Source organism: Vibrio sp. 1874, assembly GCF_033344395.1.
Lineage (GTDB): Bacteria > Pseudomonadota > Gammaproteobacteria > Enterobacterales > Vibrionaceae > Vibrio > Vibrio alginolyticus.
The window spans coordinates 100,975-127,417 of record NZ_JAWPOR010000004.1; the positions used below are offsets into that span (position 1 = coordinate 100,975).

The window sequence follows — 26,443 nt, forward strand, 5'->3', positions numbered from 1 at the left end:
AATCCAGTAAACATCTGCAAGTGATAATCGGACTTAACTTGTTTAAAGTCAAAAAAAAGCGACGCTTTTTTTAACAATTCTTTGCAAATGTACGTTTTTTAAACTTTTAACTGATTCTTCTGTAGCCCAGTTGGCGTAATATAACTGGTGAGATAAGTGCTCTTATCAAATTAATTACGCATGGTGTCCTGGTGAGAAAGTATGTGCTACAACTGTTAAGAGAAGCAAGTTTTTTGCTAAAAAAGTCAATACCAAGAACAGTAAATAAGGAGCCGAAAGTCGTGGAACAAAGCGGGAAAAAAGTGACGAAGTCAGATGAACAGTGGCGTGAGCAACTGTCTGATGAAGAGTTCCGTGTTTGCCGAGAGCAAGGTACAGAGCCTCCTTTCAGCGGTAAGCTACTGCATAATAAGGAAACTGGTGTTTATGCTTGTACTTGTTGTAATGCCCCTCTCTTTGTCTCTGATAACAAGTATGACTCTGGCTGCGGATGGCCAAGTTTTGATGCGCCTATCAACGATCAAGCGGTGCGCTATTTAGAAGATCTAAGTCACGGAATGGTACGTACAGAGATTCGTTGTGCAACGTGTGATAGCCATCTAGGGCACGTTTTTGAAGATGGTCCACAGACCACAGGAGAGCGTTTTTGTGTTAATTCTGTGTCGTTAATTTTCAACAAATCAGAATAATAACGACAAAATTGTGCTCGAGATTGTTTTATCCTTTCAGGATGATTCATGCTCAACAGTGATCTGAGTGTCGCTCGACTTAAATAAAAACTCCCGCTCATTGCGGGAGTTTTTCGTTTATATCTCACTGGGTATCATTGCTGGGGAATAGATACCTTTCTCTATGGCTTTCGCCACCGATTCGGCTAATTCATCCAACTGCTTATATCGCTCTGGATGACTGAAATTGAACATACGTTGGAGCTGCTTTTCATCAGCAAGCGGTACGTCGAATCTCTTCGCGACCATTGCCCATAGATACGCTTGCTCTTTGTCTCCAAGCCCCTGATGAATACTTGCCATTGACTTGAGAATGACCGGATTGATGTTGTCTTCATCAGATAAAGACAACGCGTTATTAAGAAGCTCCAGGGTTTTCTTGGTATCTCGGTTGGTATAAAAAGTGGCTAATGCATATTGCATCTCAGCATTATTTAATTGGGGAGACCCTTCCATTTGTAAAAATGCGCGCCGAGCTTGAGTATCTCCCGTTTGAGACCATAAAAAATACAAAGTAGCCGGGTCTTCTGAGCCTTTTAACTCGTTTACAATGCGCTCTAGCTCATCAATACTGTGTACCAATGCATTAAAGCGTTGTCTTTTGAGAGCACTTTGATCAATAGGGGTGATCTGGGAGGCGAGTTCTAAGCATTTCCTATATTCAGCGACCAGACCGTATTCGATGATTTGGTTTGCTTCCGATGGGTTTTTCAATTGCTCAAACCGATGCCAAACCAAATTTGTTCTTGGAATTCGACATTGGCCGTCATCCATATTGAGCTGCTCGCAACGCAGTTCTGGTGTTTTTTGGCACAACTCTTCGGTTGTCACGTTACCTTCAAAACAGCCCGATAGCACAAAACATGCGAGGCTGAGAAGTAACCAGTTTGTTTTTTTCATGGTTTTGCTTGTGATCCGTTACACCAATTCATTTTCGTATTCTTGACTCAATTTCTTAACCCGTTATGTTCTGTAAATAGAATGTAATAAGAAGGTACACTATGGACGCAGAACAACTATTACAAGCGATGACTCCAGAAGTTTATGATCGCTTAGTGTATGCAGTAGAAACGGGAAGATGGCCTGAGGGTACAACACTTTCTAAAGAGCAGCGAGATTCGTGTATGCAAGCTGTGATGTTGTATCAATCAAAACATAATACTGATGCGCAGCATATGACGGTTGCAGTCGGTGGTGAAATCAGTTTTAAATCAAAACAAGAGCTTAAAAAACAATTCAGCGGAGAAGAGAGCGATATTGTTCGTGTCAATCCGAACATTGATTAATCCTTTCGCCTTATTTCTCAAAATTTTATTATTTTGATTTTGAAAGAAAAAAGCCCAAATTGTATTGGGCTTTTTAGATCGTAGAAAGCTTGAACTTACAGGCTCATTTCACCACGCAGTACTTGTTGCATTCTCTCTTTTACTTCTTCGTAAGAAAGGTTTTGGCTTAGAAGGTAGTGTAGTTTTGCCAGCGCCGCTTCGGGCGTCATGTCAAAGCCACTGATAACACCAGAGTCTGCGAGAGCACAACCTGTGGCATATCCGCCCATATTCACTTTACCTGCCAAACACTGAGTTAGGTTTACGACAATAACGCCGCGCTCAGAGGCTTCTTTCAGGTGACCAAGCAGCTCAGGGTTCTGAGGAGCATTACCGACACCAAAAGTCAGAAGAATCATCGCATTCACGGGCTGACGAAGCGTGTTGCGGATAACTTCGTGTGAAATACCAGGGTACATGGTGATCACCCCGATTGGTTGTGGCGTGATGTTGTGAACCTTAAACTCACCTTCTGGTTGTGCACCAACGGTTACGCTGTTGCTAACTTGAATATTGATCCCAGCTTCCAATAGTGGAGGAAGGTTTGGTGAAGTAAAGGCATTAAAACCGTCTGCATGAGATTTTGTGCTGCGGTTACCACGCATCAATTGATTATTGAAGAACAAAGTTACTTCGTTGATCGGGTAGTTTGCCGCAATATGTAGCGCGTTTAATAGGTTTGCTTGGCCGTCAGAACGCAGCTCTGCGAGAGGGATTTGTGAACCCGTTACAATCACTGGCTTACCAAGGTTTTCAAGCATGAAAGACAATGCGGACGCTGTGTACGCCATGGTGTCAGTACCATGTAGGATAACGAAACCATCGTATTTGTCATAGTTGTCACGAATATCATTCGCAATCTGCTGCCAGTCAGCAGGTGTCATATCTGATGAGTCAATCAGAGGGTCGTATTCGTGGATGGTGTAATCCGGCATTTCAGGACGATGGAATTCGGGCATGCTTGCTAATTGCTTTTCCATAAAGCCAGCAACAGGCACATAGCCGTGGTCGGATTTTTGCATTCCGATGGTACCACCGGTGTAAGCGATGTAGATGTGTTTTCTAGTCATCGTTTTTTCTTTCGTGTAGGGGAACAGAGGCGGGGATTATATACCTAAATAACCTTGAGATGCGAGGCTATACGCACAGCATCAGAAAGTCATCTGAGGAGATGCAAAGCCTAATAAAAAGGGCACTTCAAGTAGAAGTGCCCTTTGTAATATTGATGGAAAAACTACTGCACTTGGCAGTTCAAACAAAATGCGTATTGACCTTTAGGATCGTTGAAGCTTTGGAGCAAGCTTGCGTCTTGTTCGAATTGTTGAGCTACGGGTTGAAGACTTTTTGGTAGCAAGCTTGTTGCATCAATACCTAGAGAGACTTTCACCTGTTTCATAAACTCTTGTAGAAATAGTTCAGTAGGTGAAAGAGGCTCTTCTACCCAGTAAATGCCGTAATCGGTTACGTTCGCTAGTTTCGCCGCTAGCTCTACAGCATCATCAAAGTCACCCATTTGATCGACAAGACCAAAGGATAGTGCATCTTGGCCAGTCCAAACTCGACCTTGAGCAACTTTGTCAACTTCCTCTAGAGACATATCGCGATTCTCGCCAACTAGAGAAATAAAGCGCTTGTAACCGTGTTCGATACCTAATTGGAACACTTGAGACGCGCCCTCAGAAAGGCCAGTGGTAATACCGTCACCTGAGAACGGCGATGTGCCAACGCCATCAGTATTAATACCTAACTTGCTAAAGCCTTTTTCAAACGTGGTGATGACACTAAATATACCAATGGAGCCCGTCAGGGTTGTTGGCTGAGCAACGATTTTGTCTGCGCTCATTGAAATCCAATAACCACCAGAAGCGGCCAAACTCGACATGGACACAACAACCGGCTTACCTGCTTGCTTCAGAGCTTCTACTTCGTTACGAATCACTTCAGAAGCAAAGGCACTGCCTCCTGGACTATCTACTCGTAATACGACCGCTTTCACTTTTTCATCATTGCGTGCTTGACGCAGCAAGCTTGCGACCGTGTCACCACCAACAGTTCCGCGAGGTTGTTGACCGTCCATAATCGCGCCACTGGCTAGAACAACGGCGATGTCGTGCTGAGGTAGTGTGTAATCGGGACGAATCGTTGCAAGGTAGTCGTAGTAACCAATCGCGTTGTAGCTGTCTTTGCCGTCACTACCAAACTGTTTTGCAAATAGAGTGCGAATGTCTTGGCGTGTCGCAAGTTCATCCACGAGCCCCAGTTTGACTGCGAGCTGAGCAATATCGCCATTTACAGACTTCATCTCGTTAATCAGCTCATCCATGGTTGGATTAAGCACTTTCGCATCAATGTTTCGGTTTGTTGTTACGTCATCAACAAAAGCACTCCACAATTGAGTAACCCAGCGTGTTGCTGACTCTTTCGCCGCATCGGACATGTCATCACGAATAAACGGTTCGATAGCGGATTTATAAGTACCTACGCGAAAAACATGAGTGGAAACGTCAAGCTTTTCAAGTAACGTTTTGTAGTACATTGAGTAAGCGCTGTAACCTTTAATCAATACACCACCATCAGGTGCCAGATAAACTTTGTCAGCGTAACTTGCCAAGTAATATTGGCTTTGGTTGTAGAAATCACCTACGGCGTAAACGGGTTTGCCTGACGCTTTAAATTCGTTCAACGCTTTCGCGATGTAACGTAGTTTCGTGAGATTTGTTTCTGGCATGTCTCGCAGTGCTAGCACTAATCCAGATACTTTAGGATCGTCTTTCGCGTAGCGAATAGTATCAACGATATCGAAAAGGACGTTTTCTTTCGGTAACTCATTACCCAAAAGGGAACCAGCAAAAGAGTCCATTGGGTTTACATAACGTCTTTGTTCGACAATTGGGCCTGAAAGGTTCATCACCAATGCCGATTCTTTTTCGACGACAGGTTGACCGTCTCCGGTATAAGTAAAGGCAAAGTAGAAAACGGCAATCATCAGCAAGAAAATTAGGTTTGCCAGTGCGAGTCTGATGAAAGTGATACTTTTCCATATCCCTTTAAATATCAAACCAATAAATTTGAAGAGTTTTTTCATCTTGTCTCCATAACGAGATAGTTACGCCGAGTCTAACAAAGTATGGGTTCTTATCTCTAAGATCTCAAAAGATAACATTTTTTTAGCTTATCACGACCACTCAACAATTGGCATATTTTCACACGAGATTGATCGGTGTTACAAAAATGTAAACGCTTGTTTGATTTTTTGGTTGAGCAGGCTTAATCTGGTCAGACCATGATAATAACAATGGATGTTAAGTGATGTCTGCCATGTACCCAAACCTATTAAAGCCACTGGACCTCGGTTTCACACAATTACGAAACCGAGTTCTGATGGGATCAATGCACACGGGCTTAGAAGAGCACAAAGAAGGATTACACAAGCTCGCTGCTTTTTATGAAGAACGCACGAAAGGCGGTGTCGGACTGATTGTAACCGGAGGTTTTTCTCCTAACTTACGCGGTCGTTTACACCCGTTGAGTGCTGAATTCAGCAAGCCAAAACATGCTAAAGCCCATAAAGTTGTGACAGAAGCGGTGCACAAGCACGGTGGTAAAATTGCGTTGCAAATTCTCCATGCTGGGCGTTATGCAATGCATCCATTCTCGCAAAGTGCATCTGGCATTAAAGCGCCAATTGCTAAGTTTGCTCCGAGTGAAATGAGCGACCGCCAGATAAAGAAAACCATCGACGCGTTTGCTAATAGTGCGGAGTTAGCACAGCTTGCTGGTTATGATGGCGTCGAGTTAATGGGCTCGGAAGGTTACTTGATAAACCAATTCTTATGTAAACGTACTAATATGCGTTACGACGAATGGGGTGGCAGCTATAAAAAACGTATGCGTTTTCCGCTAGAAATTGTTAAAGCGGTACGCAAGGCGGTAGGTGACAAGTTCATCATCATCTTCCGTCTTTCTATGCTGGATCTTGTCGAGCAGGGCAGCACTTTTGAAGACGTTATCGAATTGGCGAAAGCACTTGAAGAGGCTGGCGTCACGATTATTAATACGGGTATCGGTTGGCATGAGGCTCGAATTCCGACAATTGCGACTCAAGTACCACGCGGTGCGTTTACATGGGTTACGGAAAAAGTTAAACCTCACGTTTCGGTTCCTATTATCACTTGCAACCGTATAAATACGCCAGATGAAGCAGAACGTATTTTATCTTCAGGTCATGCCGACATGGTTTCGATGGCGCGCCCATTCTTGGCCGATCCTTACTTTGTTGCTAAAGCCGAACAGGAAAAAGCGCAGTTTATTAATACGTGTATTGGTTGTAATCAGGCGTGTCTAGATAACGTGTTTAAAGGTAAGCGCGCCAGTTGCTTAGTGAACCCTCTAGCGTGCTATGAAACCGAAATTGTTGTTGAACCAGCCTTTAAAAAGAAAAACATTGCAGTTGTTGGTGCTGGACCTGCGGGCTTGGCTTGTGCGACCACACTGGCTGAACGTGGCCATAAGGTTGATCTGTTCGAAAAGAACGACCGCATCGGTGGTCAGTTCCGTCTTGCGATGCAGATCCCTGGTAAGGAAGAGTTTCGAGAGACGATACGATATTTCGCTAACCGTATTGATGAAACAGGCGTGAATCTGCACTTATCGACGGAAGCGAACTATGACTTACTCACAGAATACGATGAGATAGTGATGGCATCGGGTGTTGAGCCACGTAAAGTCAATATTGATGGAATTGATAACCCAGAGAAAGTCGTCGACTATCAAACTCTCATTCGAGACAAAACGCCAGTCGGTGAGAAAGTGGCTATCGTTGGTGCTGGTGGCATTGGCGTAGATGTCGCGACCATGCTCACAGAGCCAGTTGGACAAACGTTGGATGACTGGTTGCATGAATGGGGAATTGACAAGGAGATGTCTCAGCCGGGTGGTTTATACCCTTACCCTGATGCGGTCAGCGATAAAGAAGTCTGGGTACTTCAGCGTCGTAAAGGTCGTGTAGGTAAAGGTCCGGGTAAAACAACAGGTTGGATCCATAAACGTACCCTTGAAAAACGGGGCGTACATTTAGTCGGTGGTGTGTCTTACGATAAAATTGATGATCAAGGTTTGCACATTCATGTAGACGGAAGCGCGCAGGTACTTAATGCAGACAAAGTGATCATTTGTGCTGGACAAGAGTCTGTACGTCCGTTTGAAGATAAATGGTCTGAACTTGGAGAGAAGATTCATATCATTGGCGGAGCTGACCATGCGGGTGAACTTGATGCTGTGCGTGCGATTCGTCAAGGTGTTAAATTGGCGGTAAAACTCTAGCCTTTTAATGTGTGTTTACCATAAAAGCTGCGCTTTGAGCGCAGCTTTTTTGTATAGAACTAGTCACTGATATCTGGCAGTTGTTTGGCCATTACCACGCCAGAAAAAGTAATAAAAGAGAACACTAACACCACAGCTGAAAGGCTCAAGAAGTTCGACATAACACCAAGAGAGCTCATTAGAAGCAGCATTATCCCAACCACTGTGTTACTCACGGCTACATAGCTCGTTCGTTTGTCACCTTCTGCGATATCAACTAAATAGGTTTTTCGTCCGACTCGTATTCCGTCGTGGGCAATACAAACACAAAAGTAAAGCAGAGGAATCACGAATAGGAAGCTTTGGCTAGCGGTGACCCATGTATCGTAAACAAATAACACAACACCAAGTAGCGCGCTCATCATTGCGCCGATGACCATCACACTGCGGCTAGAGCGATCGGACATTCTTCCCCAGAAAGGACCTGACACAAATGAGGCTAAGCCACTCGCAAACATAAAGAGAGCTAGCACCCAGAGCTGTCCACCCAGAGATTGCTGTGCCAGCACAACGTAGTACGGTGCACTCAGCGCAGAACATAAAAATAGTGTCCGCGTGATAACGAATCGACGAAAGGTCACGTCTGTCTTAAGTAACGCGAGTTGTTTAAATGCTTCGAGGACGCCATTTCGACCACCGTCTACCTCACCGGCATACTCATTAATTCGCGCATAGACGAATGCCGCGATGAGCCATATGACGCCCGCTAAGCCTAAACTCAGACCGTAAAAGCGCTCTGTCGGCTCTACGTCCCATAACCAGGCTAGTGCCAGAAGGCTCGCGAAAAGCAGCGTAACCAGGCCAGCAGCGCTTGAAGACCAGCCGTTGACTTGACCTCGTTGGTTTTTAGGGATGGTTTTGCCCAATATATCTTTTGATGCGACGGAATTTAAACCGCGTGAGAGGCTGAAGATCACAAGGCATGCAATCACACCATAACCCGCAGCTGCTCCTGTTAGAGTTAATGCGACCAATCCGATTGCAAATATGGAAAGAGCCTGCAAGATACTGCCAATTACCCAGACCCATTTTCTTACTGGAATGCGTCGGATGTAGTGCGCGATGCTAAGTTGTGGGATAAGGGATCCTGACTCACGAATAGGAACCAGCCAACCAATTAAGTAAACCGGAGCCCCGAGACTTTGTAGTATCCACGGCAACGTGACTTTAGGATTGATTAACGCATCGCCGACTTTCGTTAAAAACTGAGCGAGAATGATTTTAAGAAAGTTGCCGGGAACTTGATGACAAGCTGATTCAGGAATCGCCTTACAGGCACGGGCATCTTCGTCATTAACGATCTTTTCGTAAATGCTGTTTTGTTTGTCCTTGTTCATCAACCTGCCTATGTTCAACTTATTCATTTCGCGAATAAATTAACATTAAACCCAGATTGATGTTAAGTGAAGCACGTTATCAAGCCCACAGAAAACCGGTTGTTATTCGCAGGAGCAGATTGTGCTAAAGTGGCGTAAACAAAATAACAACGATATTCAATAAGGATTCTTTCATGGACGCTCTCGATCTTTTGCTCAATCGCCGATCTATCGCGAAGTTATCCGCGCCTGCACCAGAAGGTAAAGCTCTTGAGAACATCATTCGTGCTGGCCTTCGTGCGCCTGACCATGCGGGATTAACCCCTTGGCGTTTCGTTATCGCACAGGGCGATGGTTTGAAAAAACTGTCAGATATCTTGGTAAAAGCGGCAGAAGCTGAAAATAGTGATGAAGCGGTGGTCGAAAAGGTAAAGAATGCCCCATTTCGCGCACCAATGGTGATCACGGTGATTGCTAAAGTAACAGAACATGAGAAAGTACCAGCACTAGAGCAACACTTATCTGCGGGATGCGCTGTACAAGCGATGCAAATGGCAGCCGTAGCGCAAGGCTTTCAAGGGTTTTGGCGCTCAGGTAAGTGGATGTTCCATCCAGAAGTTCATCAAGCATTTGGTTTAGAAGGTGACGATGAGATTGTTGGTTTCTTGTACTTAGGCACGCCTGGTTGTACACCGATGAAAGTTCCTGAGCGTGACCTTTCTCAGTTTGTTGAATTTCTATAACTGAAAACTTAAATAAACTGACTGTTTATTTATACAGTTTTTCTTGATTTATTAGGGCTACATTCGTTAATGTGGCCCTAATTATATTTATTTCCAAAACGTTATGTCTCGTCTGTTTATTGCTGAAAAACCAAGCTTAGGCCGTGCGATTGCCGCTGCACTGCCAAACCCTCAAAAGAAAGATCAAGGATTCATCCGCTGTGGGAACGGGGATATCGTTACTTGGTGTATCGGCCATTTGCTCGAACAAGTCGAACCTGACGCTTACGATGAGCGTTATAAAAAGTGGAATATGGCAGATTTACCAATTGTTCCGCAGCAATGGCAGCTCAGACCGAGGAAAAGCGCAAGTAAGCAATTAACAGTGATTCGTATATTGCTCAAAGAAGCTAACGAAGTCATTCATGCAGGAGACCCAGATCGAGAGGGTCAGCTGTTAGTTGATGAAGTTCTGGACTATTGCAAGTTATCTAAAACCAAGAAGGAATCCACACAGCGTTTGCTGATTTCCGACTTGAACTTACCTGCGGTTAAACGCGCACTCAGTTCTATGCGCAGTAATCGCGAGTTTATCCCACTTTCAGTTTCTGCATTGGCCCGCTCTCGGGCTGATTGGCTGTATGGTATGAACATGTCTCGTGCTTATACCTTGCTTGGTCAAAAAGCAGGGTATCAAGGTGTTCTCTCGGTAGGGCGAGTGCAAACGCCAGTTCTTGGCTTAGTGGTGCGTCGTGATGAAGAAATCGAAAACTTTGTCCCGAAGGACTATTTTACCCTACATGCTCTGATCCCATATCAAGATGCCAATGGTACTTTTGATATTCGTGCTCGTTGGAAGCCAAGTGAGGCATGCAAGCCTTGGCAGGACGAAGAAGGTCGAGTGTTAAACCGTAAGTTGGTGGAAAATGTTGCAAACCGCATCGCAAATCAACCTGCAAAAGTGACGGAGTCGGAACAAAAGCAAACCAAGCAATCAGCACCATTACCTTATTCGTTATCTGCCTTACAGATCGATGCCGCGAAGCGCTATGGTATGAGTGCGCAACAAGTACTAGATACTTGTCAGGCATTGTATGAAAAGCACAAGCTGATCACTTACCCGCGTTCAGATTGTCGCTATTTACCGATGGAACACTACTCACAAGCAGGGACGGTGACAACTGCTATTGCGAATAACGCAAAAGAGTTGCAAGTTGCCGTTCAGGGAGCAGACTTAACATTAAAGTCCAAAGCCTGGAACGATAAAAAAGTGGATGCGCACCATGCGATTATCCCTACACCGAAGCAAGCTAATGTGAATGCGCTTTCCGGCAATGAGATGAAAGTGTATCAATTGATTGCGCGCCAGTACCTCATGCAGTTCTATCCGGCGGCGGTTTACGCAGAAGCGAAATTGGTTTTCGATATCGCTGGTGGTACGTTTGTCGCGAAAGGTCGTCAGTTAGTTTCGCCGGGTTGGAAAGCGCTAATGGGCAAAACTGACAAGGAAGATGAAGGTATTGATGCCGTGCCACCGCTACCCGAAGGCACCGTGTTAACTTGTCGTGAAGGGGAAATAAAAGACCGAAAAACCGAGCCACCAAAGCATTTTACCGAAGCATCGCTGTTGCAAGCGATGACCGGGATCGCCCGTTACGTTGCGGATAAAGAACTGAAAAAAATCCTTCGTGACACTGATGGGCTAGGCACGGAAGCGACTCGCGCTGGTATTTTGGACACGCTGTTCAAACGCCAACTGCTTACGCGTCAAGGTAAGTCAATTCTCAGTTCTCCTGCGGGAAGAGGTCTCATTCATGCCTTGCCAGAAGATTCAACATACCCTGATATGACGGCTCATTGGGAGCACCAGTTACAAGGTATGGCAGAGAGAAATCAAGCATATCAGCCGTTCATGCAAGCACTGGAACAACGCATTGATAGCTTGATGGCACAAGTAAAAGCAGGCCCTATCCCTGATTCATTACGTCATTTACCCAAGGTGGAACGTCCTGCGTTTAAACGTAAAAAGCGCAGTTATTCAAAGAATGGTGGCGCGACTAAATCTCGTGCAACCAAAGGTAAGCAGGCATAGGACAAGCGCGGTGTAATTAAACACCGCGCATGCTTGAAAATAGATTACTCGAACAGGTCACCGTGGTTTTGGATCGCGCCTCTTACTTCACCTTGAGTTAACACGCGTTTGTCCAGTACCTCTTTCACCTGGTTGCCCAAGTCAACTAATGTATCTCGATTCGCTTGAGTTTGGCGTTTACCAGCACTTCTCAAGCAGTAATTTAGTTCGTGCTCTTCGCTAAAATTAACCAAATCCCTATCTGCTGCCATCGTGCTTTCTCCTTATTTGTTCTACTTTTTCCTAAGTCTGGATTGGATGTAGATAAATTCAAGTTAGATTGCGTGAATTATGCTGGTGGATCACTGATGAACATTATGTTTGCCAACCAAGTCACGATTATGAAGCCTGGCTTTGATGGTATTTGGTTTAGTGATGGTTGTGTCTTAATGCTGCTACCAAGGTAACTCAGTACCATCGTAGTTAATAAATCGACCTGAAAGCTGCGGTGTGCTCAGCTCTATCACGTTCGCTAGGCCTTGCGCGGAGGTTTGCGTATCTATCAAAGCATTTGGCCCGCCCATCGCCGTTTTTACCCAACCAGGGTGAAGCGCTAAAACGGTAAATCCTTCAGGTGTTAAATCATTACTTAAGCTTTTCACAACCGAGTTAAGCGCCGCTTTCGATGAGCGATAAATATAACCGCCACCGGACGTATTTTCGGTCATGCTCCCCACTTTTGATGAGATACAAGCAATCTTTTTTATCTTGCCTTGTTGTAAGCGAGGGTAACAGTGCTCAACCAGTTTTAACGGTGCAATGGTGTTTACTTCGAAGGCTTTACGCCATTCTTCTACGTCAGTGTTTCCAAAGCCATATCCCTTGGGGCCGTAATATCCTGCATTATTGATGAGTAAGTCGATGGCAGGGAGTTTATCGGCAAGCTTAGCGACTTGTTCGTAGTGAGTGACATCCAGTTCGTGCAAAACCAAATTACTGAATTGTGAGGCTAGAGTTTGTAGTTCTGAACTGTTCTCTAAGGAACGGCTAGTAGCATGTACTTGGTGGCCTTGCTTCAGGTACAGCTCAGTTAAGCTAAGGCCAATGCCGCGATTTGCTCCGGTAATAAAGACGGTTTGACTCATACAAACACCTATGTTTTTTTGATTTCAGTTGAAAGTCATTGTGTTAGCTAAGCACAATAAAATCAACCAACCACCACGCACCAACAACAAGAGATGAAAATAGGGACAGAGCACAAAGAGAGCCAAACAGTGCGCCGAGAATAGCAAAGAAAGTAGAATTCATATGTATATTAAATTTAATTGATATTGAAAATTATTATCAATTAAATTGCGTTTTATTCAACCCTTGAAGTTGATACTATTTCGTTACCATTGTTATTAAGAATTTCTCATGCTGCCATTTATCTACCACCCGATTTATTCTCAACTTGAGTTGCCAGAGGGGCATCGTTACCCAATTATGAAATACCAGTACCTCTATGAATCGGTATTGGTGCATATAGAGAAAGATAACTGGAAAGAGCACGCGCAGTTTTTCCAGCCCGAAGCATTAACTGTTGGGGAAGTAAAACGTGTTCATGACGAGGAATACGTCGAGTTACTTGTTAGTGGAAACATGCCAGCTGCGAAGATGCGCCGAATAGGTTTTCCTTGGAGTGAGTCTCTCATTACCAGAACGCTAACTTCAGCAGCGGGCACGGCTCTGACCGCAAAAAAGGCACTTGAGTACGGTGTGGCCATTCATTTGAGTGGTGGGTATCACCACGCACACAAAGAGTTTGGCAGTGGTTTTTGTTTATTTAATGACTTAGTGATCGCGGCCAGGCAAGCGCTCGAAGTCGAGCATGTCGATAAAGTATTGATCATTGATAGTGATGTTCACCATGGGGATGGAACAGCAACTTTATGTGACGATGAGCCAGATATCATCACGCTTTCTTTCCACTGTGATAAAAACTTCCCAGCGAGGAAGCCTCAGTCTGACCTCGATGTGCCTTTGGTGCGAGGGACAGGTGATGAGGATTTTTTAATGGCGTTTAAAGAAGTGGTCGATATGGCACTTAATCTTCATCGCCCTGATTTAGTTATCTACGATGCTGGTGTCGATATACATCAAGACGATGAGCTTGGATATTTTGATGTGTCGACTCAAGGGATTTTAGAACGTGATAGATTTTTAATGCAAACAGTGAAATCTCGAGGTATCCCTGTCGCAGCTGTCGTTGGAGGTGGATATCGAACGAATCATGCTGACCTCGTCCCAATCCATTTGCAGCTTATCAATGCCGCTAAAGAAGTCTTTATTGATGAGTAGATACAACTAGATGTAAATATCAAATTGATTCAACACTGGAACGAACGAAAAGGGCATTAATTTTTTGTGGGTTCTTTCGGAGTGTGGCGGAGTGCTTAGTTGCGTTCAAGAAGTGGTAAGTGATTTGTACAAATCTTTTTAAGTCTGGAGATGCGAAAAAGCCCGCTAATTTCTTAGCGGGCTTTTTCTAAATGTGGCGGAGAGAGTGGGACGAATATGGGAACTGGCAACTTACTGTATTTACATAGTTTATTGTAATACAAAACAAACTGGATAAGACGACTCTTAGAATATGAGCCTGCCGAAATCTGAGATGCTTTGGGTTATGTTAAGCCTATATAGCACTTCATGGAACAGGACGATAAACTACCAAAACAGGAACCTGTTTTGGTAGTGTTTTGAGCTTAGAGTTTAAAGAACTTATTGTCTTGAGATAGCTCCATGATGATGTGCTGTTTATACTTAAGATAATCTTCTTGTTCTAGCTTATCAGACAGCATTGAGACAATATGTTGTCCCGAGAGTTGAATTGATTCATCAAACATTTTACGAACGTGTTGTATGTCGATTTCATCAATGGAATCGTGTAGTACAAAGTTAGGCCTCAATGCTTGCATATCACAAACTGTCTTGATGTATGCTAGATCAAACGTTACAACTTCGAGTCTCTTCAATCCACCCTCATTGTTTGATTCTACATCGTCAACATGTGGGGAACATTCACCTTTTTCTTGGTCTAGGTGAAGACTAAAGTTGTACTCAACACCATAGAAATCACGAGTGTAGACTTTGAAGTTTTCGATATATTTTTCTTCAAATGAGGTTACATTGCTCAGTTCTGTTTCCAACTCACTAGCCAACTCAGCTAATCTTTGTTTCTCAAGTATCAGTTTCGAATCAATATCATTTTTTTTCTCGATGATCGCTGTTAGTTTGGCTAACTCTTTATCAAGTGCACCGATTTCCTTCATCGTGTCTGATATCTCTTCTATTTTCTTTTTTGACTTAAGATCATCAAAAAGCATCTGTTTCTGATTTTTCAGTTGACCAAACTTGATAGTTGCTTGTTCATGCTTTTGTTGCAGCTTATCTAGCCCCAGGGAAACAAACTCTCGTTTGGTATTCAAAAGATGGTTATGGAAGGAGAGTGCTTGTTCATAATCATCAAGAGTAGATTCTATTTTTACCGATGCATACTCATAGATTGATCTCAGCTCATCAAGCAAATGATGCTGCTCATTGGTCTTTAGTATTTCATTGGTTTTATAGATGTTTTTGATTTTCAAATCTAATGAAAGAATCTCATCAGACAATGAGTTTTGTTCGTCATCAATCCTGTTAATTTTAGAAATGATCTCTAGCTTGTCGATACCTTTCTCGGATGATAATAAAGATTTTTCTAATTTAGTAATATCTTTCTTTATTTTGGATACTGAACCAACAATCTTATCTTGAGAAATGACACTATTGAACGCTTTTAGATTTCTTTCATAACTCTTGATTGTGGTCTTTAGCTTGTGGACTTTGGAAAGAATTTCGGTGTCATCAAAGTTGAATAGATAAAGAAAAACAGTATTAATGTCAGACTTAGAAGTGTTCCTACCGTTGTCAAAATTAACAGTCTTTGTCATACGGTGTTGTGTTGTTCTAAAAAACTTTGGAGCAAGTTTTCTGATAGTTGGTTTAGTAGAGTAGACGTTGAAAACACTACCCATAATGTGGGCAATGTATTCTTTACTTGTTACTTCGCGCCCATTCAAAATGTAGTTTTGCAGGTTGGTATCCGTAGAAAGTCTACGTTTGATTACGCTGTACTGATTGTCTAGACCAAGATATTCGAGAGACACGTATACTTCACTATTGGTGAAAAGCTGTTCAATCTCCTGTTTTGGCGTTTGAAACTCATCATCAATGTAAATTGGGCTAATAGAGCCATCAAACAAGTAATCAAGGATTCGTCCTAAAGTTGACTTGCCTACGCTGTTACCAGGTGCATCAGACTTCTTTTGGCTTGTAATGATGTTTAAGTTGTCTAAAAACGGTATCTCTCGTGTTTCTACACCGTCGATCTCTAAGAGAAATCTAAGTAGCTTCATTGATAAAAACCTCTTTGCTATCGTAGCCAATAGCAGAAATGATATACAGCCAATCCAGCGCCAGAATTATGTGGTCTACAGACACCGAAAGCTCTTTAGTACCAACTTTCATTAGTTGAGTTATCGTCATACGTTTTCTTTTGCGCTCATTAAGTTTGTTCAAGATAAAGCCACCAATGTAGAGCACATTCATCTCAGGGTGAGATCCTTTAGTTGGTAACATTGTTAGGACTCTCCAATACACAACATTCTACAAAGCCATGTGCAACGACAACGTTTAGGCCAATTTCCACTTGTTCTTTATATTGAGTTACATTGGCTGAGCTATAAACGAACTTTCTTAGCTGTTTGATTACATCGCTTATGATGTCGTCAGCGTGTTGTCGTACTTGCTCTATGTCAGGCTCAAAAGAATCAATGTCATACTTCTCCAGTGAATTGCAGTACATGCCATTCAGCAATTCCATTGCTGTTTGTTTTCCATTAATTATGTTTTGTTCTGCGAGAGTGTAGGCTCTTTCGATATGAGAAGAGTATGATTTGTACTGCAAGACAATACGACGCTTAGTTTTAAGCATGTTATGGTCGATTTTTTTAGCAACGTTAGCGGGAAAAGACCTATCACTTCTGTCTATTTTCACTCGTGCCGATGCTATATCACCAATGATAACGTTGATAATAGAGTCAACATTGTTTTCTGGAGACTCAATGTTGTAGAAGTCTCCTTCGACATTTTGAATGTCAAATCTTGTTTCACACATAGACAAGCCTATGACTCTTATTTATTGTAAATAAAGTCGCCTTTTATTACGCCTTGGTTGAAGTTGTTTTGACCATTTTGATGCACTTCTTGATAGTTATCACGAATATCGTTCTTTTCGATTTCCACGATCTTCTGTTCAAGAGACGTGTTTTTAACTTGCAAGGTATTGTATGAAACTTCCAATGATTCAAATTTTTGTTGAAGCGTACTGTTTTCGACCTTTAGAACATTATGAGATATGTTTAAGTCATCGAATTTCTGTGTAATCTTGGCCACATTGCTCTTTTGAATAAAAGCATATATACAACTAACAACAGTACAAACCCAGGCGATAGCTACAAAAACGGGGCTGCCAAACAGTCTCCAAAATTCTTCCATTTCTTATCTCGACTTCTAGACATATGAACTGGGCATTGTACAGTTCATATACACTTTGTTCCACATAAAGGTGTTTAGTTTATTAATATCTAAGAAGTAGTTAGTTGAGACATCAAAAGTATCTGAGTACTTTCGTTGCCCTCAATTGATAACAGGTAGGCGCTCTTCGTTCATTCAATCAACGAGTTCTAGAACGTAAACTCGTGCTACCTGATTTAGTTCCATAATCGAAGTCGTGATTGCAGTTAGATATACGGGTAAGCTTGATAGCGTGCACAAAGAAGTTATCGTATTAAAAACGCATTTGACTATTTGGAAAACAGTGAAGCATTTTTTGATAAAGGAGAGCCATGTCTTTCGGAACAATTTAAGTATTCGATAACTTTTAGTCCCCAAATAACCGAATAGCACCACATCGCGCGGTGCCGATTCTGAAAAATCATTGGACAATTTCTAGTGGTATTGTGTTCGTTCGGGTTAGCTCAGGTTGGTAAAAAATTGGAGAAGTTCGCACCAACTTTAACGCTTTTTACCACATATTGACCCAATCCAAATGGTTTTCTTCAAACACTTCAACGCCCTTTTGCCGTATACGGTCAATCCAATCTTCCGCTTTATTAACACCCACGCCGAAATGATTAACTGCGGCCTCTTTTAAAACTCGGTGTTCGTTGCGAATCGTAGTTGGCATCAAAGCACTGTCATCCGTATTAATACACACTGGGACAGAGCCACTGCGCAAACCATAGCTATTGAACTTACCACCTTTCTCCAACCAAGCTTCCTCTGGTGGATGCCAGCGATAAATAGGATGCTCGTGATAGTCTTTAAATCGGCCTATATAAATGTTCGAAGTTGGGCAAACTTCTAGAATGATCCCTTTTACAGCGTAACGCTCCATTAAAATATCTTGGATCGCTTCATAAAGCTTGATTTCAACTTCTGAGATAGAGTCAAAAAGTTGCCCTTGTTTTTCACCAAAAGTATCGCTTCCTTTTACTTCTGAACATACAGCGACAGTTCTTGTGTAATTGATTTCTTTTTTCTCATTCGAAAATAGATACTGACTCCACAGCTCTTTCTGCTCTGGTGAATGTGTTGTATCTAAGTTATCTTTATCTAATATCCAGTCCTCATTCAAAGAATGAGCCTTTAATACTTCATTACCTTTTTCATCGACTCCAAAATCCACATTTAAAGGGCAGTTCATTCTAAGCAACCAAGCTTTGTAGAGGTCGAAAGGCGACTGACTTTTGCCATAAATGATCTTGCTCCAAAATTGGATCTTTTGTTCAAGTAGTGGCAATACACCTGCAAATTGAGAGCTTAGTTGTAGCACCTCTATTGCTCTTTGGTGCGCCCACATTAGGTTATCTAGGTGTTCCCCTACTGGTAGGTAAGCGGTTTGCTGACGTTTTAACCATTGCCGTGGGGCTACACCTAAAGCTAGAGCATGGCCAATACGATCTCCTTGTTGGAAATCACAGAAAACCACAGCTTCATCTATATTTCGTAAGCCAGTTAAAAGGTGACTAAAGTCTTCACCTGCGTGTACTGTAAGGAAAGGTCTTTCAATACGTGTACCAAACATCCCTTGGCTAGAAAACTTGGCAGATCTTAAGACACGCAATGTAGGAGCGAACACCTCGATTGGCAGATGGTTTTCATTTCCTGCCACATCAAAACCTCGTATAGCTTTTCGCAGATCAAAGCTTAAGCTGTTTCCACTATCTAGCCCCATGAAAGTGCTATCTGCATGACTAACTGATCCCATAAATGACATCAGTGCTCTAGCCATCTTATGAAGCTGTTCCCGAATATCTTTTTGACGCTTATCTTCGCGCTTTCCAGATCTAGTAAAGTGAATGACAAAATGTGCGTTGCCAGCCGAATTATCGCTATACAGTTGCTCTAGTAACTTCCGTACATCAGGTCTTGCTTTTACCAATTGCCTGGAGTTAAGAAGAACATTGGGTCCAACCCTAAACTCACGAACCGTATTATTCATATCAGCACAGAGGGATTGTCTTGCAAACTGCACAGTATGATCGGAGTTAAAGCCCTTCCGAGATCTAAATCTAAAGAAATCGACAAATTGTGTCAGCCCTACGCCCGATACAATCATGTAATTGCGAAAGATATTGGAGAGACGTACAAACTGATCTAGCAATAAGTGTTCTTCAACGCCTTTATCAAGTAATAGTGCTACACAAAATTCAATCCAAGCAGTTGCATTATCATCTGTTCGAGAGATTGCATTCTTGGCAAGTTTTTGTGCAGGTGTATCAATATTACTTGTTTGTAAGAAAGCTACTCCTTCTTGTCTATTTGCAATTAGCGTTGAGTCTAGCAGAATAGCACTGTTATCAGCAGAGCGTTCAAAAAGTGACTGACAAAGCTTATTACCTAAGTTGTTCACCCAGTAAGGCAAGTCATCTTTATTCAGCTTGCCACTTTCAAAAGCTGAGTATTCGGATCTTTTAGGCCAGTAAACTTTCCCCTCAGATTTTTCAAAAAATAACGCAAAATTAATCAGTGAATTACCTGTGTGACCATGCCCTCCTAAATGGATATGGTTATCTGCGAACTTCTTTCTTACAGGTTTTTTATGCAACGCCACAGGACATTGCTGCTTGGCTATTGCATCCGAAATATTTTGTGCTGAAATATCATGTTTCACTATGAGGTCAACATAAGCCTGTGCAATCACCCAGCTACAATCAATCAATGATAAAAACGTAAGCCATTCGTCTAAATGCTCTGGCTTCACTTCAAATCTATCACCTTGCCACTCTAGAAAATAGCCAGCAAGTTGTGATAAGACTTGCTGAACAGTTAAATAGTCAAGCTCAAGCCAACTGTAAACCGCTTTAATATCGTCATCACGTAACGGATCTTCAAACAGAGACTGATAGTCTTTAATAAAATGATAATCAAAGTGTTTTGATAGCACAGCACTTTGTTTATGTTGAATAGCCCTATCAGAGCTTAGATACGAAGCATAGGCTGCGAGTTTTAAAGATAGTTTAATCATGATGTATACACATAGTGACGCATTATATTTAATGCTTTACCTCTATTCGTACTTCTTTTTGGCTCTATATCTGGATTATTATCAATTAATCTCACTACTTCTTTTGCCATCTTAAACGCCACATTATAATCGCTATTAAACCAATTAGTGAAATCGTCCACATTAAACCTATTGCTATGAGAATAACTCTTTGCTGAGGTAATTGCTTTATCAATTAACATATTGAATTCTTCAGTAGCTTGCTTAGGCGTTTGTTTCTTTTCTTTCCAAGGTAGTCTATAACTTGGTTTTCGGATAGTTTGATTATTGTCGCTCTTTGAAACGTTTATCTGAAAGATTGGATGCGTTGACAGTGCGTTGTAAAACAAATTGGCCAAAGCCGAGTTTTTGTGCTCACTATTCTTAACTTCTGAAATATTTCTTGTAATTGTTTTATCTACTCTAGAAAAGACTTCATTATTTCTGAGTGTTGTATAATTATCTGTTTGTGCTGTATTAGCTAAAACTACTTTAACATCATTCATCTGAATCAATGCAGCGTTATTAACTATATATTCAAATCGGCAAGCGAAATCACTAAGGTGTTCATCCTTATACTTCTCGTTAGTCACTTTAGTTTTTAGAAGACTAATCTGAGTAAAAACTTGGTTGAACATCTTTGCAAATATTGGCAATAGACTTAGCTGATCTATCTTATCGAAAAAATCGTTGTTATCAGAATGCCATTTTTTAATAGCAACTGAAAGCCACCTAGATGTTTTTTTATTATCATCCAGTTCTATATCATCACTATCAACTATAGGATCGTCAGATTTTAATGACCCTATATGCTTTGTGCTATTTAAAGAAAAAACACTATGCATGGGTACATCATTCATGATTCGTGCAATTTGAGACGAAAGGTTTATTCCATTAGAAATAAATGACAGCACTATCAATTCAAAAGCTCGACCTACGAATAATATTGGAGCAGTATTAGCCAATGTAGAGTAATAATTATTACTAGTATAAATATCCAACAAATAAGCATTGGGATTAGTTTCATTCTCTATTATGTTGTTGAATATATAAAATCGGTAACTATGATAATCATAGGGAGGCATCGAAGTTAAGGTTCTATCTGAATCTGAAATCTTACGTTCAATAAATATATTATTTTCAGCAGCACTAATCCTATCAGCAGCTTCTCTTTGAGTTGAATAAATATCTTTCTCAGCCCATGAATAAACATTATTCAATTGTAAGGCTGGATTAAATATTGGAAGTTCTTTTAGCGAGAATGTTTCTGAATTACGACGACTATAAGCTCTCAAGTAAGATAATGCATTTACATAGCCTTCCGCATCTTTCTTTACCTCACTATAAGAAAGATATCTCGACCACAATAAAAATTCATCTTTTTCACCTAAATATCCTAACGAAAAAGAACGAACCAATTGTGTTAAATCCCTTGCGGTTTCAGGAACAGGTAGCTCATTTGATTTTTGCTGACGATGAAGTAGAAAATAAAATTTCTGATAGAAACCTTCCAAGTATTCCGAGAAGTTTTTTTCTTCACCATTTTCTTTAACATTTAGCCCATTAATAATTCGTATTAAATTATTTAATGGTAAACGCATTTGAGCAGGGAAAACTTTTTTTAAATACTCATCAGATAGATCTTTTGCAAGCTCAACCCCTGACTTTTGTAATTTGTTATTAGAGTACTTTTTGTAAGCACGATGATCAAAATCAACATTAATCATCTGCTGATAAAGAGCAACGTCACCACTAACAATTGGGATGATATAGGGGCAACCCAATAATCTCCTTACATCATCAATAACTTCATGTGCATTCTGCAATGACATATCAACATCATCAATGGGTAAAACCAGTGCAGAACAAGAGAGTATTTTAATAGCTTCTTCAACATAACGATGGAAGTTTTTCTCTACTTGAATACCCGAGTTATAACGCAGAATTTTGTCCACACCAGAGTAGCCGTTAAACTCCTCTTGTTTTCCAAGAGATTCTGACAATGACTTGAGAGCGTTGTAGAAACTTGTACGTTCTGTAGAGTTTATATTGTGATCTGAACAATGCTCCTCAATTTTTCGGTAAATCTCGGCAACCACTACGTTAGCAAAGCTGTCATTATTCATCAGCATGGTTGGATCGATAACATCCAAAAAGCCGATGTCATTTACTAAGCTCTTCTCTGCTTTATGTTGCCATATTGGCTCTACATTACGTATAAATACCGTTTTACCTGAGCCACGTTCACCAGTTAGGAAAATTGAGTTATGTGATAGATTAGTCTTCTTTCGATCTTTTTGTCTCTGCTTACAGTACTTCTTAGCTGCCTCTAAGTTAATCGTTAGCTTATCTACCAAAGAATGCATCGCATCGCGCTGCCACAGCTCTCGCTCATTAGTAGATGTAATAAACAAATCATCATATTCGGGTTTATCTAAATCTAATAAAAAGTCTGACATTTTTTACACCTACTTCTTTAAACCTTTAATCCAACTCAACGCACCATCGTGCAATGCGGTGTAGTCCCCAACAATATCAGTAGGATACCAAACTAAATACATACTGATTCATTATCAAAATTTAGGCAAGTAACGAGTTGATTTGATGAGAAAAAAGTGACGCTAAGTCACTTTGAGGTATGAACGTGCCAGAACCGATTGGCCTGACACGAATGTGGACAAGTGTAAGTTACGAATTTTAGAAATTATAATAACTTGCATTATTTGATGTATCGAAAACTGCCTAGAATCTCAAGGGAATATCACGTCCAAATCACATAGATAGAACAATGAAACTGGTATAGTATTCCGATTGTTTTAGTCGGGATAACTTGATGTTTAAGAGTATAAAGTCAATAAAGAACTTCGGTATCTTCAAAGACACCAAAATGAATGCAGGTCAGCCATTCCTACAGTTTAACCTTATATACGGCTTTAACTATTCAGGTAAAACGACATTATCACGTATCTTCAGAGCCATGCAGCAAGGACACCTTCATGAAGATTTTGCAGGTGCCACTTTTACTGTTGAGCGTAATGACGGTGTATCGGTATCAAGTGCAGCATTAGACCCTATCAAAAATCTTCGTGTCTTTAATTCTGATTACATTAAGGACAACGTTAACTTTATTGATTCAAGCGTGAATCCAGTATTGATAGTTGGTGAACCTAATATCGAATTGGAAGCAGAGTTAAAACGCATAGAAGAAGTTGATGCTCCAGCCAAAGAATTAGAACGCGATCAGCATAAAAAGTTTGCCGACGATAAACAGGCTGAAAAAGATAATCGACTGAAAACGGTTGGTCAGGTGGTCAGTGCCTTGAACGTTTTAGGCGGTTCTACTTTTACACGTACAGGCGTTACCTCCTTATTGACGCAAGTTACAGCTGAAGACTTAAAGACAGACAAAGAACTTGACCAACTGATGGATACTGCACGTTCCAAGCAAGCAGATACTGTGCCTCCTGCATCCATCAGCATCCCTGATATAACGACGTTATTGGGAAAAATAGAATCTATTCTGGTGGAATCTGTAACCCGTACAACTATCGAAGAACTTGAAGCCAATGCTTCTCTTCGTAAATGGGTTGAAGATGGTCTGAAACATCATCACGAACCAGAGAAATGCCACTTCTGTAAAAACCCTTTGAAACAATTACGTATTGACGAACTTAATGCGTATTTTTCTGATTCCTACAAAAATTTATCAAAAAAAATTAACCACACGATCAAGCAAGTACAAGACATTAAATTAAAGCATTCTACTCCTAAAGCAACCAACCTATATTCAGACTTACAGCAAGACTATGATTTACTTATTGAGCAAATTCAGCCTCTAGATGAACGAGTTACTGGTATTAAGAATTCACTTATTGAAGCCTTGGAAGATAAGCGTGAACGTATGGAAGAAGTTGTTCCATTTTCACCATCAGATTATCCAATGCCTGATGTGTCAAAATTAATGTGGATGTTAAATGGGTCAATAAAAGAGCATAATCGCCGTTCATTACAGCATGGAGCCGAACAAACCAAAGCGCGTGATGCAATTAAACGCCACTATGTTTATGTTGAAACTAGTGAATACGATCATCCAGAAGCGATAAAACAAATTAAAGCGTTCAATGATGAGTACCAAGCCACCCAGACTGAAATTACCCGCTTGAATACCCGAGCAAGGGAGATCAAGGCTGAACTTCGCAATGTTAAGCAAGGGGCTGATAATCTGAATGATAACCTTCGGTTGTATTTCGGTAAGACTGACATTGAGATCCAACCTATTGGTGAAACCTACCAGTTCGTGCGTGAAGGGCGACCAGCAAAGCACCTATCTGATGGTGAACGAACGGCTATAGCATTCGCATATTTTATCACTGAACTGGAAGATGAATCTTTGAGAGACACGAAGCCGATAGTGTACTTGGATGATCCGATTTGTAGTTTAGATTCGAACCACATTTACAATGTACTTGGGATTATTAAAGACAAACTGAATCATGAAAAAGTTGATCAGTTGTTTATATCAACGCATAACTTCGAATTCTTCAACTTGGTGAAGACATGGTTTGATTACTACAAACTGGTTAAACGTGATGGTGAGGTTGTCAAACCTAAACGAGCTGAGTTCTACTTAGTAAACCGAAAGCAGAATGCTTCAATGGTAGAGCAATTACCTAAAAAATTAAAAGACCACAAATCTGAATACGCCTACTTAATAGCTAAGATAAAAGAAGCCGTACGAAACCCAGAGCGATTTGATGCTGTATCAGTTCAAGCATATGTACGAAAAATATTAGAGGTCTATTTTACTTTTCGATTCAATAAGCCATTCAGAGCAAATAACAATAGTTTCTTAGAAAGGCATTTATTAACAGGGATAGAAAATTCTTCTGCTAAAGCTACAACTTTGTATGAGTTCATAAATGATCGTAGCCATGCACAATCTATCTCTTTTGGAGTAGAGCTACCTGATGCCCTACAAGCACAATTGCAAGGTGTTTGGGACATCATTGATGAAGCAATTCGTACGAATGACAAACCACACTACGATGCATATTATGCTTAGTTGATAACTATATCTCCCGTTAGAAAGCCACCAAAACTAATGTGGGCGGCTTTAAAATGGGCAAGACACACTGGCCAAACCGTAAAGGTTTGTTGATAATTTTTGCCAATGCAAATATTGACTAATTGCCCAATATCAAACTCATAAAGGGGAACAAATGAGTCAGAACAGAACTCTCCAAAGGGGTCCTGTCAGTTCTGATTAGACTAGACCTAATCAAAATAAGTTTATATATCCCGTTATGATCAGACATCCTCTGTTCTTCATCGTTAAAAAGATTCCATGCATCAATCTCAATCTCTGTAAGACAATCTAAAGAGTTATTTGTTAAGGCGGTAGTAAATTCCACTACATGGTCTTTTTAACACTCCGAATTTGACATTTCGAGATAAACAGTTACTTAATCCTACAAGAGTACAATAGGAATATCCCTCGCGTTTCTGCAAACATAAATCTATTACCTATCAAATCTGTGCAATATTTCAGTACTGTTTTAATATCCATAACCGCTAACCTAATAAGTAACCATTAAAGGGAACAATAGTGGACTTTATTGTCTACTTAATGACTTTAACATCTCATATACTTTAATTAGGCTTTCTTAAAGCATGGGGAACATTTATTGATTTTGTGTCTCTGAACATGGCAACCATGACGTGACTAGAACTTAGACACTAAAACTTAGACACTAAAACTTAGTTTCAGGTCATTCTAAATAAACACTTGAAAGCATGTGAAAATTCTTAACATATGTTTCTAAATAATATTTTATTTGCTCTAAATACAGTCAACGTTAGAATCGAGCTTTACCCCCACTAGGGGGTAGAAATTAGTTTACCCCCTAGTGGGGGTAAACTAAATTGAAAATAATAGTTGACGAATGCGCTATCATGGTAATAAATGCTAAATCATATGCAATAGCATATCTGTTCACCACACTACACGATAAAATTCCAATGTTTTCTTCGTTTAATGAGGCGGATAACTAGCTTGTCTATCATTTTTTTTGAGAACAATTGATAATTAAAACATCTGTTAATATTTAAATTTGTAATATTAAAATTTAGAGGGTTTATTTATTTGTTGGTTTTTATTTTTTGTTTGTTATTTATAAGTAAATGATATTTTTGATTTTTTAATTAATTTAAAATTATATTAAAAAATGTATTCATTTAAAATTTATTTTATTGAATTAAAAGTAAAGAATAAATCATGACTTATAAATAGAT

General features: G+C 40.8%; 19 protein-coding genes. 7 read left to right on the forward strand and 12 right to left on the reverse strand.

Translation table 11 applies throughout. From position 1 onward, the window contains the following. Positions 1-281 precede the first annotated feature (281 nt). A complete protein-coding gene (gene msrB, locus R8N46_RS10370) occupies positions 282-689 on the forward strand; it encodes a peptide-methionine (R)-S-oxide reductase MsrB (RefSeq protein ID WP_005380698.1) in 408 nt (135 codons plus the stop codon). Between the two features lie 117 nt (positions 690-806). Here the strand turns inward: msrB and R8N46_RS10375 are convergent, their stop codons facing one another. Beyond that, positions 807-1,628, reverse strand: a complete 822-nt coding sequence (locus R8N46_RS10375) for a DUF2989 domain-containing protein (RefSeq protein ID WP_017635821.1) — start codon at positions 1,626-1,628, stop codon at positions 807-809. Between the two features lie 101 nt (positions 1,629-1,729). On the opposite strand from R8N46_RS10375, the gene R8N46_RS10380 reads away from it, so the two are divergent. Continuing rightward, positions 1,730-2,014, forward strand: a complete 285-nt coding sequence (locus R8N46_RS10380; protein WP_005384924.1) for a YeaC family protein — start codon at positions 1,730-1,732, stop codon at positions 2,012-2,014. A 95-nt stretch (positions 2,015-2,109) separates the two neighbouring features. Here the strand turns inward: R8N46_RS10380 and ansA are convergent, their stop codons facing one another. Both ansA and sppA read right to left on the reverse strand, forming a co-directional pair. Further along, entirely contained in the window at positions 2,110-3,123 is a 1,014-nt protein-coding gene (gene ansA / locus R8N46_RS10385) for an asparaginase (RefSeq protein ID WP_017635822.1), read from the reverse strand. Between the two features lie 164 nt (positions 3,124-3,287). Next, positions 3,288-5,138: a signal peptide peptidase SppA gene (sppA, locus tag R8N46_RS10390; protein WP_005380705.1), complete on the reverse strand. Its 1,851-nt coding sequence runs from the start codon at positions 5,136-5,138 to the stop codon at positions 3,288-3,290. A 224-nt stretch (positions 5,139-5,362) separates the two neighbouring features. Between sppA and R8N46_RS10395 the strand changes: the two genes are divergently transcribed. After that, the gene (locus R8N46_RS10395; RefSeq protein WP_181881300.1) at positions 5,363-7,375 is read left to right on the forward strand and encodes an NADPH-dependent 2,4-dienoyl-CoA reductase; all 2,013 of its coding nucleotides are present in this window, start codon (positions 5,363-5,365) and stop codon (positions 7,373-7,375) included. Between the two features lie 59 nt (positions 7,376-7,434). On the opposite strand, the gene R8N46_RS10400 is transcribed toward R8N46_RS10395, so the two are convergent. Further along, complete coding sequence (locus R8N46_RS10400) at positions 7,435-8,751, reverse strand: MFS transporter (RefSeq protein WP_115386215.1); 1,317 nt, start codon at positions 8,749-8,751, stop codon at positions 7,435-7,437. A gap of 173 nt (positions 8,752-8,924) precedes the next feature. Between R8N46_RS10400 and R8N46_RS10405 the strand changes: the two genes are divergently transcribed. Both R8N46_RS10405 and R8N46_RS10410 read left to right on the forward strand, forming a co-directional pair. Further along, positions 8,925-9,473, forward strand: coding sequence for an NAD(P)H nitroreductase (locus R8N46_RS10405; RefSeq protein ID WP_005380711.1), 549 nt, complete (start codon positions 8,925-8,927; stop codon positions 9,471-9,473). 103 nt (positions 9,474-9,576) lie between these two features. Next, positions 9,577-11,544, forward strand: a complete 1,968-nt coding sequence (locus tag R8N46_RS10410) for a DNA topoisomerase III (protein ID WP_318098460.1) — start codon at positions 9,577-9,579, stop codon at positions 11,542-11,544. 44 nt (positions 11,545-11,588) lie between these two features. Here R8N46_RS10410 and R8N46_RS10415 read toward each other — a convergent pair whose 3' ends face one another. Next, positions 11,589-11,795, reverse strand: coding sequence for a hypothetical protein (locus R8N46_RS10415; protein ID WP_005380717.1), 207 nt, complete (start codon positions 11,793-11,795; stop codon positions 11,589-11,591). Positions 11,796-11,978: 183 nt separating this feature from the next. Then, entirely contained in the window at positions 11,979-12,668 is a 690-nt protein-coding gene (locus R8N46_RS10420; RefSeq protein ID WP_017635826.1) for an SDR family oxidoreductase, read from the reverse strand. Between the two features lie 271 nt (positions 12,669-12,939). On the opposite strand from R8N46_RS10420, the gene R8N46_RS10425 reads away from it, so the two are divergent. Then, on the forward strand, positions 12,940-13,863 hold the full coding sequence (locus tag R8N46_RS10425) for a histone deacetylase (RefSeq protein WP_053304185.1): 924 nt from the start codon (positions 12,940-12,942) through the stop codon (positions 13,861-13,863). 404 nt (positions 13,864-14,267) lie between these two features. On the opposite strand, the gene R8N46_RS10430 is transcribed toward R8N46_RS10425, so the two are convergent. From R8N46_RS10430 to R8N46_RS10455, 6 genes are all read right to left on the reverse strand, one after another. Then, positions 14,268-15,959, reverse strand: a complete 1,692-nt coding sequence (locus R8N46_RS10430; RefSeq protein ID WP_101944947.1) for a DUF2326 domain-containing protein — start codon at positions 15,957-15,959, stop codon at positions 14,268-14,270. Continuing rightward, positions 15,946-16,182, reverse strand: a complete 237-nt coding sequence (locus R8N46_RS10435; protein WP_101944946.1) for an ABC-three component system middle component 6 — start codon at positions 16,180-16,182, stop codon at positions 15,946-15,948. The genes R8N46_RS10430 and R8N46_RS10435 overlap by 14 nt, the downstream gene beginning before the upstream one ends. After that, positions 16,169-16,720, reverse strand: a complete 552-nt coding sequence (locus R8N46_RS10440; protein WP_101944945.1) for a hypothetical protein — start codon at positions 16,718-16,720, stop codon at positions 16,169-16,171. Before R8N46_RS10440 ends, R8N46_RS10435 begins: the two co-directional genes overlap by 14 nt. 17 nt (positions 16,721-16,737) lie before the next feature. Continuing rightward, entirely contained in the window at positions 16,738-17,100 is a 363-nt protein-coding gene (locus R8N46_RS10445) for a hypothetical protein (RefSeq protein WP_101944944.1), read from the reverse strand. A gap of 529 nt (positions 17,101-17,629) precedes the next feature. After that, on the reverse strand, positions 17,630-20,134 hold the full coding sequence (rdrB, locus tag R8N46_RS10450) for an antiviral RADAR system adenosine deaminase RdrB (RefSeq protein ID WP_318098459.1): 2,505 nt from the start codon (positions 20,132-20,134) through the stop codon (positions 17,630-17,632). Then, complete coding sequence (locus tag R8N46_RS10455; RefSeq protein ID WP_318098458.1) at positions 20,131-22,611, reverse strand: hypothetical protein; 2,481 nt, start codon at positions 22,609-22,611, stop codon at positions 20,131-20,133. Before R8N46_RS10455 ends, rdrB begins: the two co-directional genes overlap by 4 nt. 374 nt (positions 22,612-22,985) lie before the next feature. Between R8N46_RS10455 and R8N46_RS10460 the strand changes: the two genes are divergently transcribed. Beyond that, the gene (locus tag R8N46_RS10460; protein ID WP_318098457.1) at positions 22,986-25,214 is read left to right on the forward strand and encodes an AAA family ATPase; all 2,229 of its coding nucleotides are present in this window, start codon (positions 22,986-22,988) and stop codon (positions 25,212-25,214) included. The last annotated feature ends 1,229 nt before the right edge of the window (positions 25,215-26,443 follow it).

Excerpts from the sequence above, each read along its gene's own strand:
- R8N46_RS10375 (WP_017635821.1), bottom strand. The coding sequence starts at position 1,628 with ATGAAAAAAACAAACTGGTTACTTCTCAGCCTCGCATGTTTTGTGCTA.
- R8N46_RS10380 (WP_005384924.1), top strand. The coding sequence starts at position 1,730 with ATGGACGCAGAACAACTATTACAAGCGATGACTCCAGAAGTTTATGAT.
- ansA (WP_017635822.1), bottom strand. The coding sequence starts at position 3,123 with ATGACTAGAAAACACATCTACATCGCTTACACCGGTGGTACCATCGGA.
- sppA (WP_005380705.1), bottom strand. The coding sequence starts at position 5,138 with ATGAAAAAACTCTTCAAATTTATTGGTTTGATATTTAAAGGGATATGG.
- R8N46_RS10395 (WP_181881300.1), top strand. The coding sequence starts at position 5,363 with ATGTCTGCCATGTACCCAAACCTATTAAAGCCACTGGACCTCGGTTTC.
- R8N46_RS10400 (WP_115386215.1), bottom strand. The coding sequence starts at position 8,751 with ATGAACAAGGACAAACAAAACAGCATTTACGAAAAGATCGTTAATGAC.
- R8N46_RS10405 (WP_005380711.1), top strand. The coding sequence starts at position 8,925 with ATGGACGCTCTCGATCTTTTGCTCAATCGCCGATCTATCGCGAAGTTA.
- R8N46_RS10410 (WP_318098460.1), top strand. The coding sequence starts at position 9,577 with ATGTCTCGTCTGTTTATTGCTGAAAAACCAAGCTTAGGCCGTGCGATT.
- R8N46_RS10415 (WP_005380717.1), bottom strand. The coding sequence starts at position 11,795 with ATGGCAGCAGATAGGGATTTGGTTAATTTTAGCGAAGAGCACGAACTA.
- R8N46_RS10420 (WP_017635826.1), bottom strand. The coding sequence starts at position 12,668 with ATGAGTCAAACCGTCTTTATTACCGGAGCAAATCGCGGCATTGGCCTT.
- R8N46_RS10425 (WP_053304185.1), top strand. The coding sequence starts at position 12,940 with ATGCTGCCATTTATCTACCACCCGATTTATTCTCAACTTGAGTTGCCA.
- R8N46_RS10430 (WP_101944947.1), bottom strand. The coding sequence starts at position 15,959 with ATGAAGCTACTTAGATTTCTCTTAGAGATCGACGGTGTAGAAACACGA.
- R8N46_RS10435 (WP_101944946.1), bottom strand. The coding sequence starts at position 16,182 with ATGTTACCAACTAAAGGATCTCACCCTGAGATGAATGTGCTCTACATT.
- R8N46_RS10440 (WP_101944945.1), bottom strand. The coding sequence starts at position 16,720 with ATGTGTGAAACAAGATTTGACATTCAAAATGTCGAAGGAGACTTCTAC.
- R8N46_RS10445 (WP_101944944.1), bottom strand. The coding sequence starts at position 17,100 with ATGGAAGAATTTTGGAGACTGTTTGGCAGCCCCGTTTTTGTAGCTATC.
- rdrB (WP_318098459.1), bottom strand. The coding sequence starts at position 20,134 with ATGATTAAACTATCTTTAAAACTCGCAGCCTATGCTTCGTATCTAAGC.
- R8N46_RS10455 (WP_318098458.1), bottom strand. The coding sequence starts at position 22,611 with ATGTCAGACTTTTTATTAGATTTAGATAAACCCGAATATGATGATTTG.
- R8N46_RS10460 (WP_318098457.1), top strand. The coding sequence starts at position 22,986 with ATGTTTAAGAGTATAAAGTCAATAAAGAACTTCGGTATCTTCAAAGAC.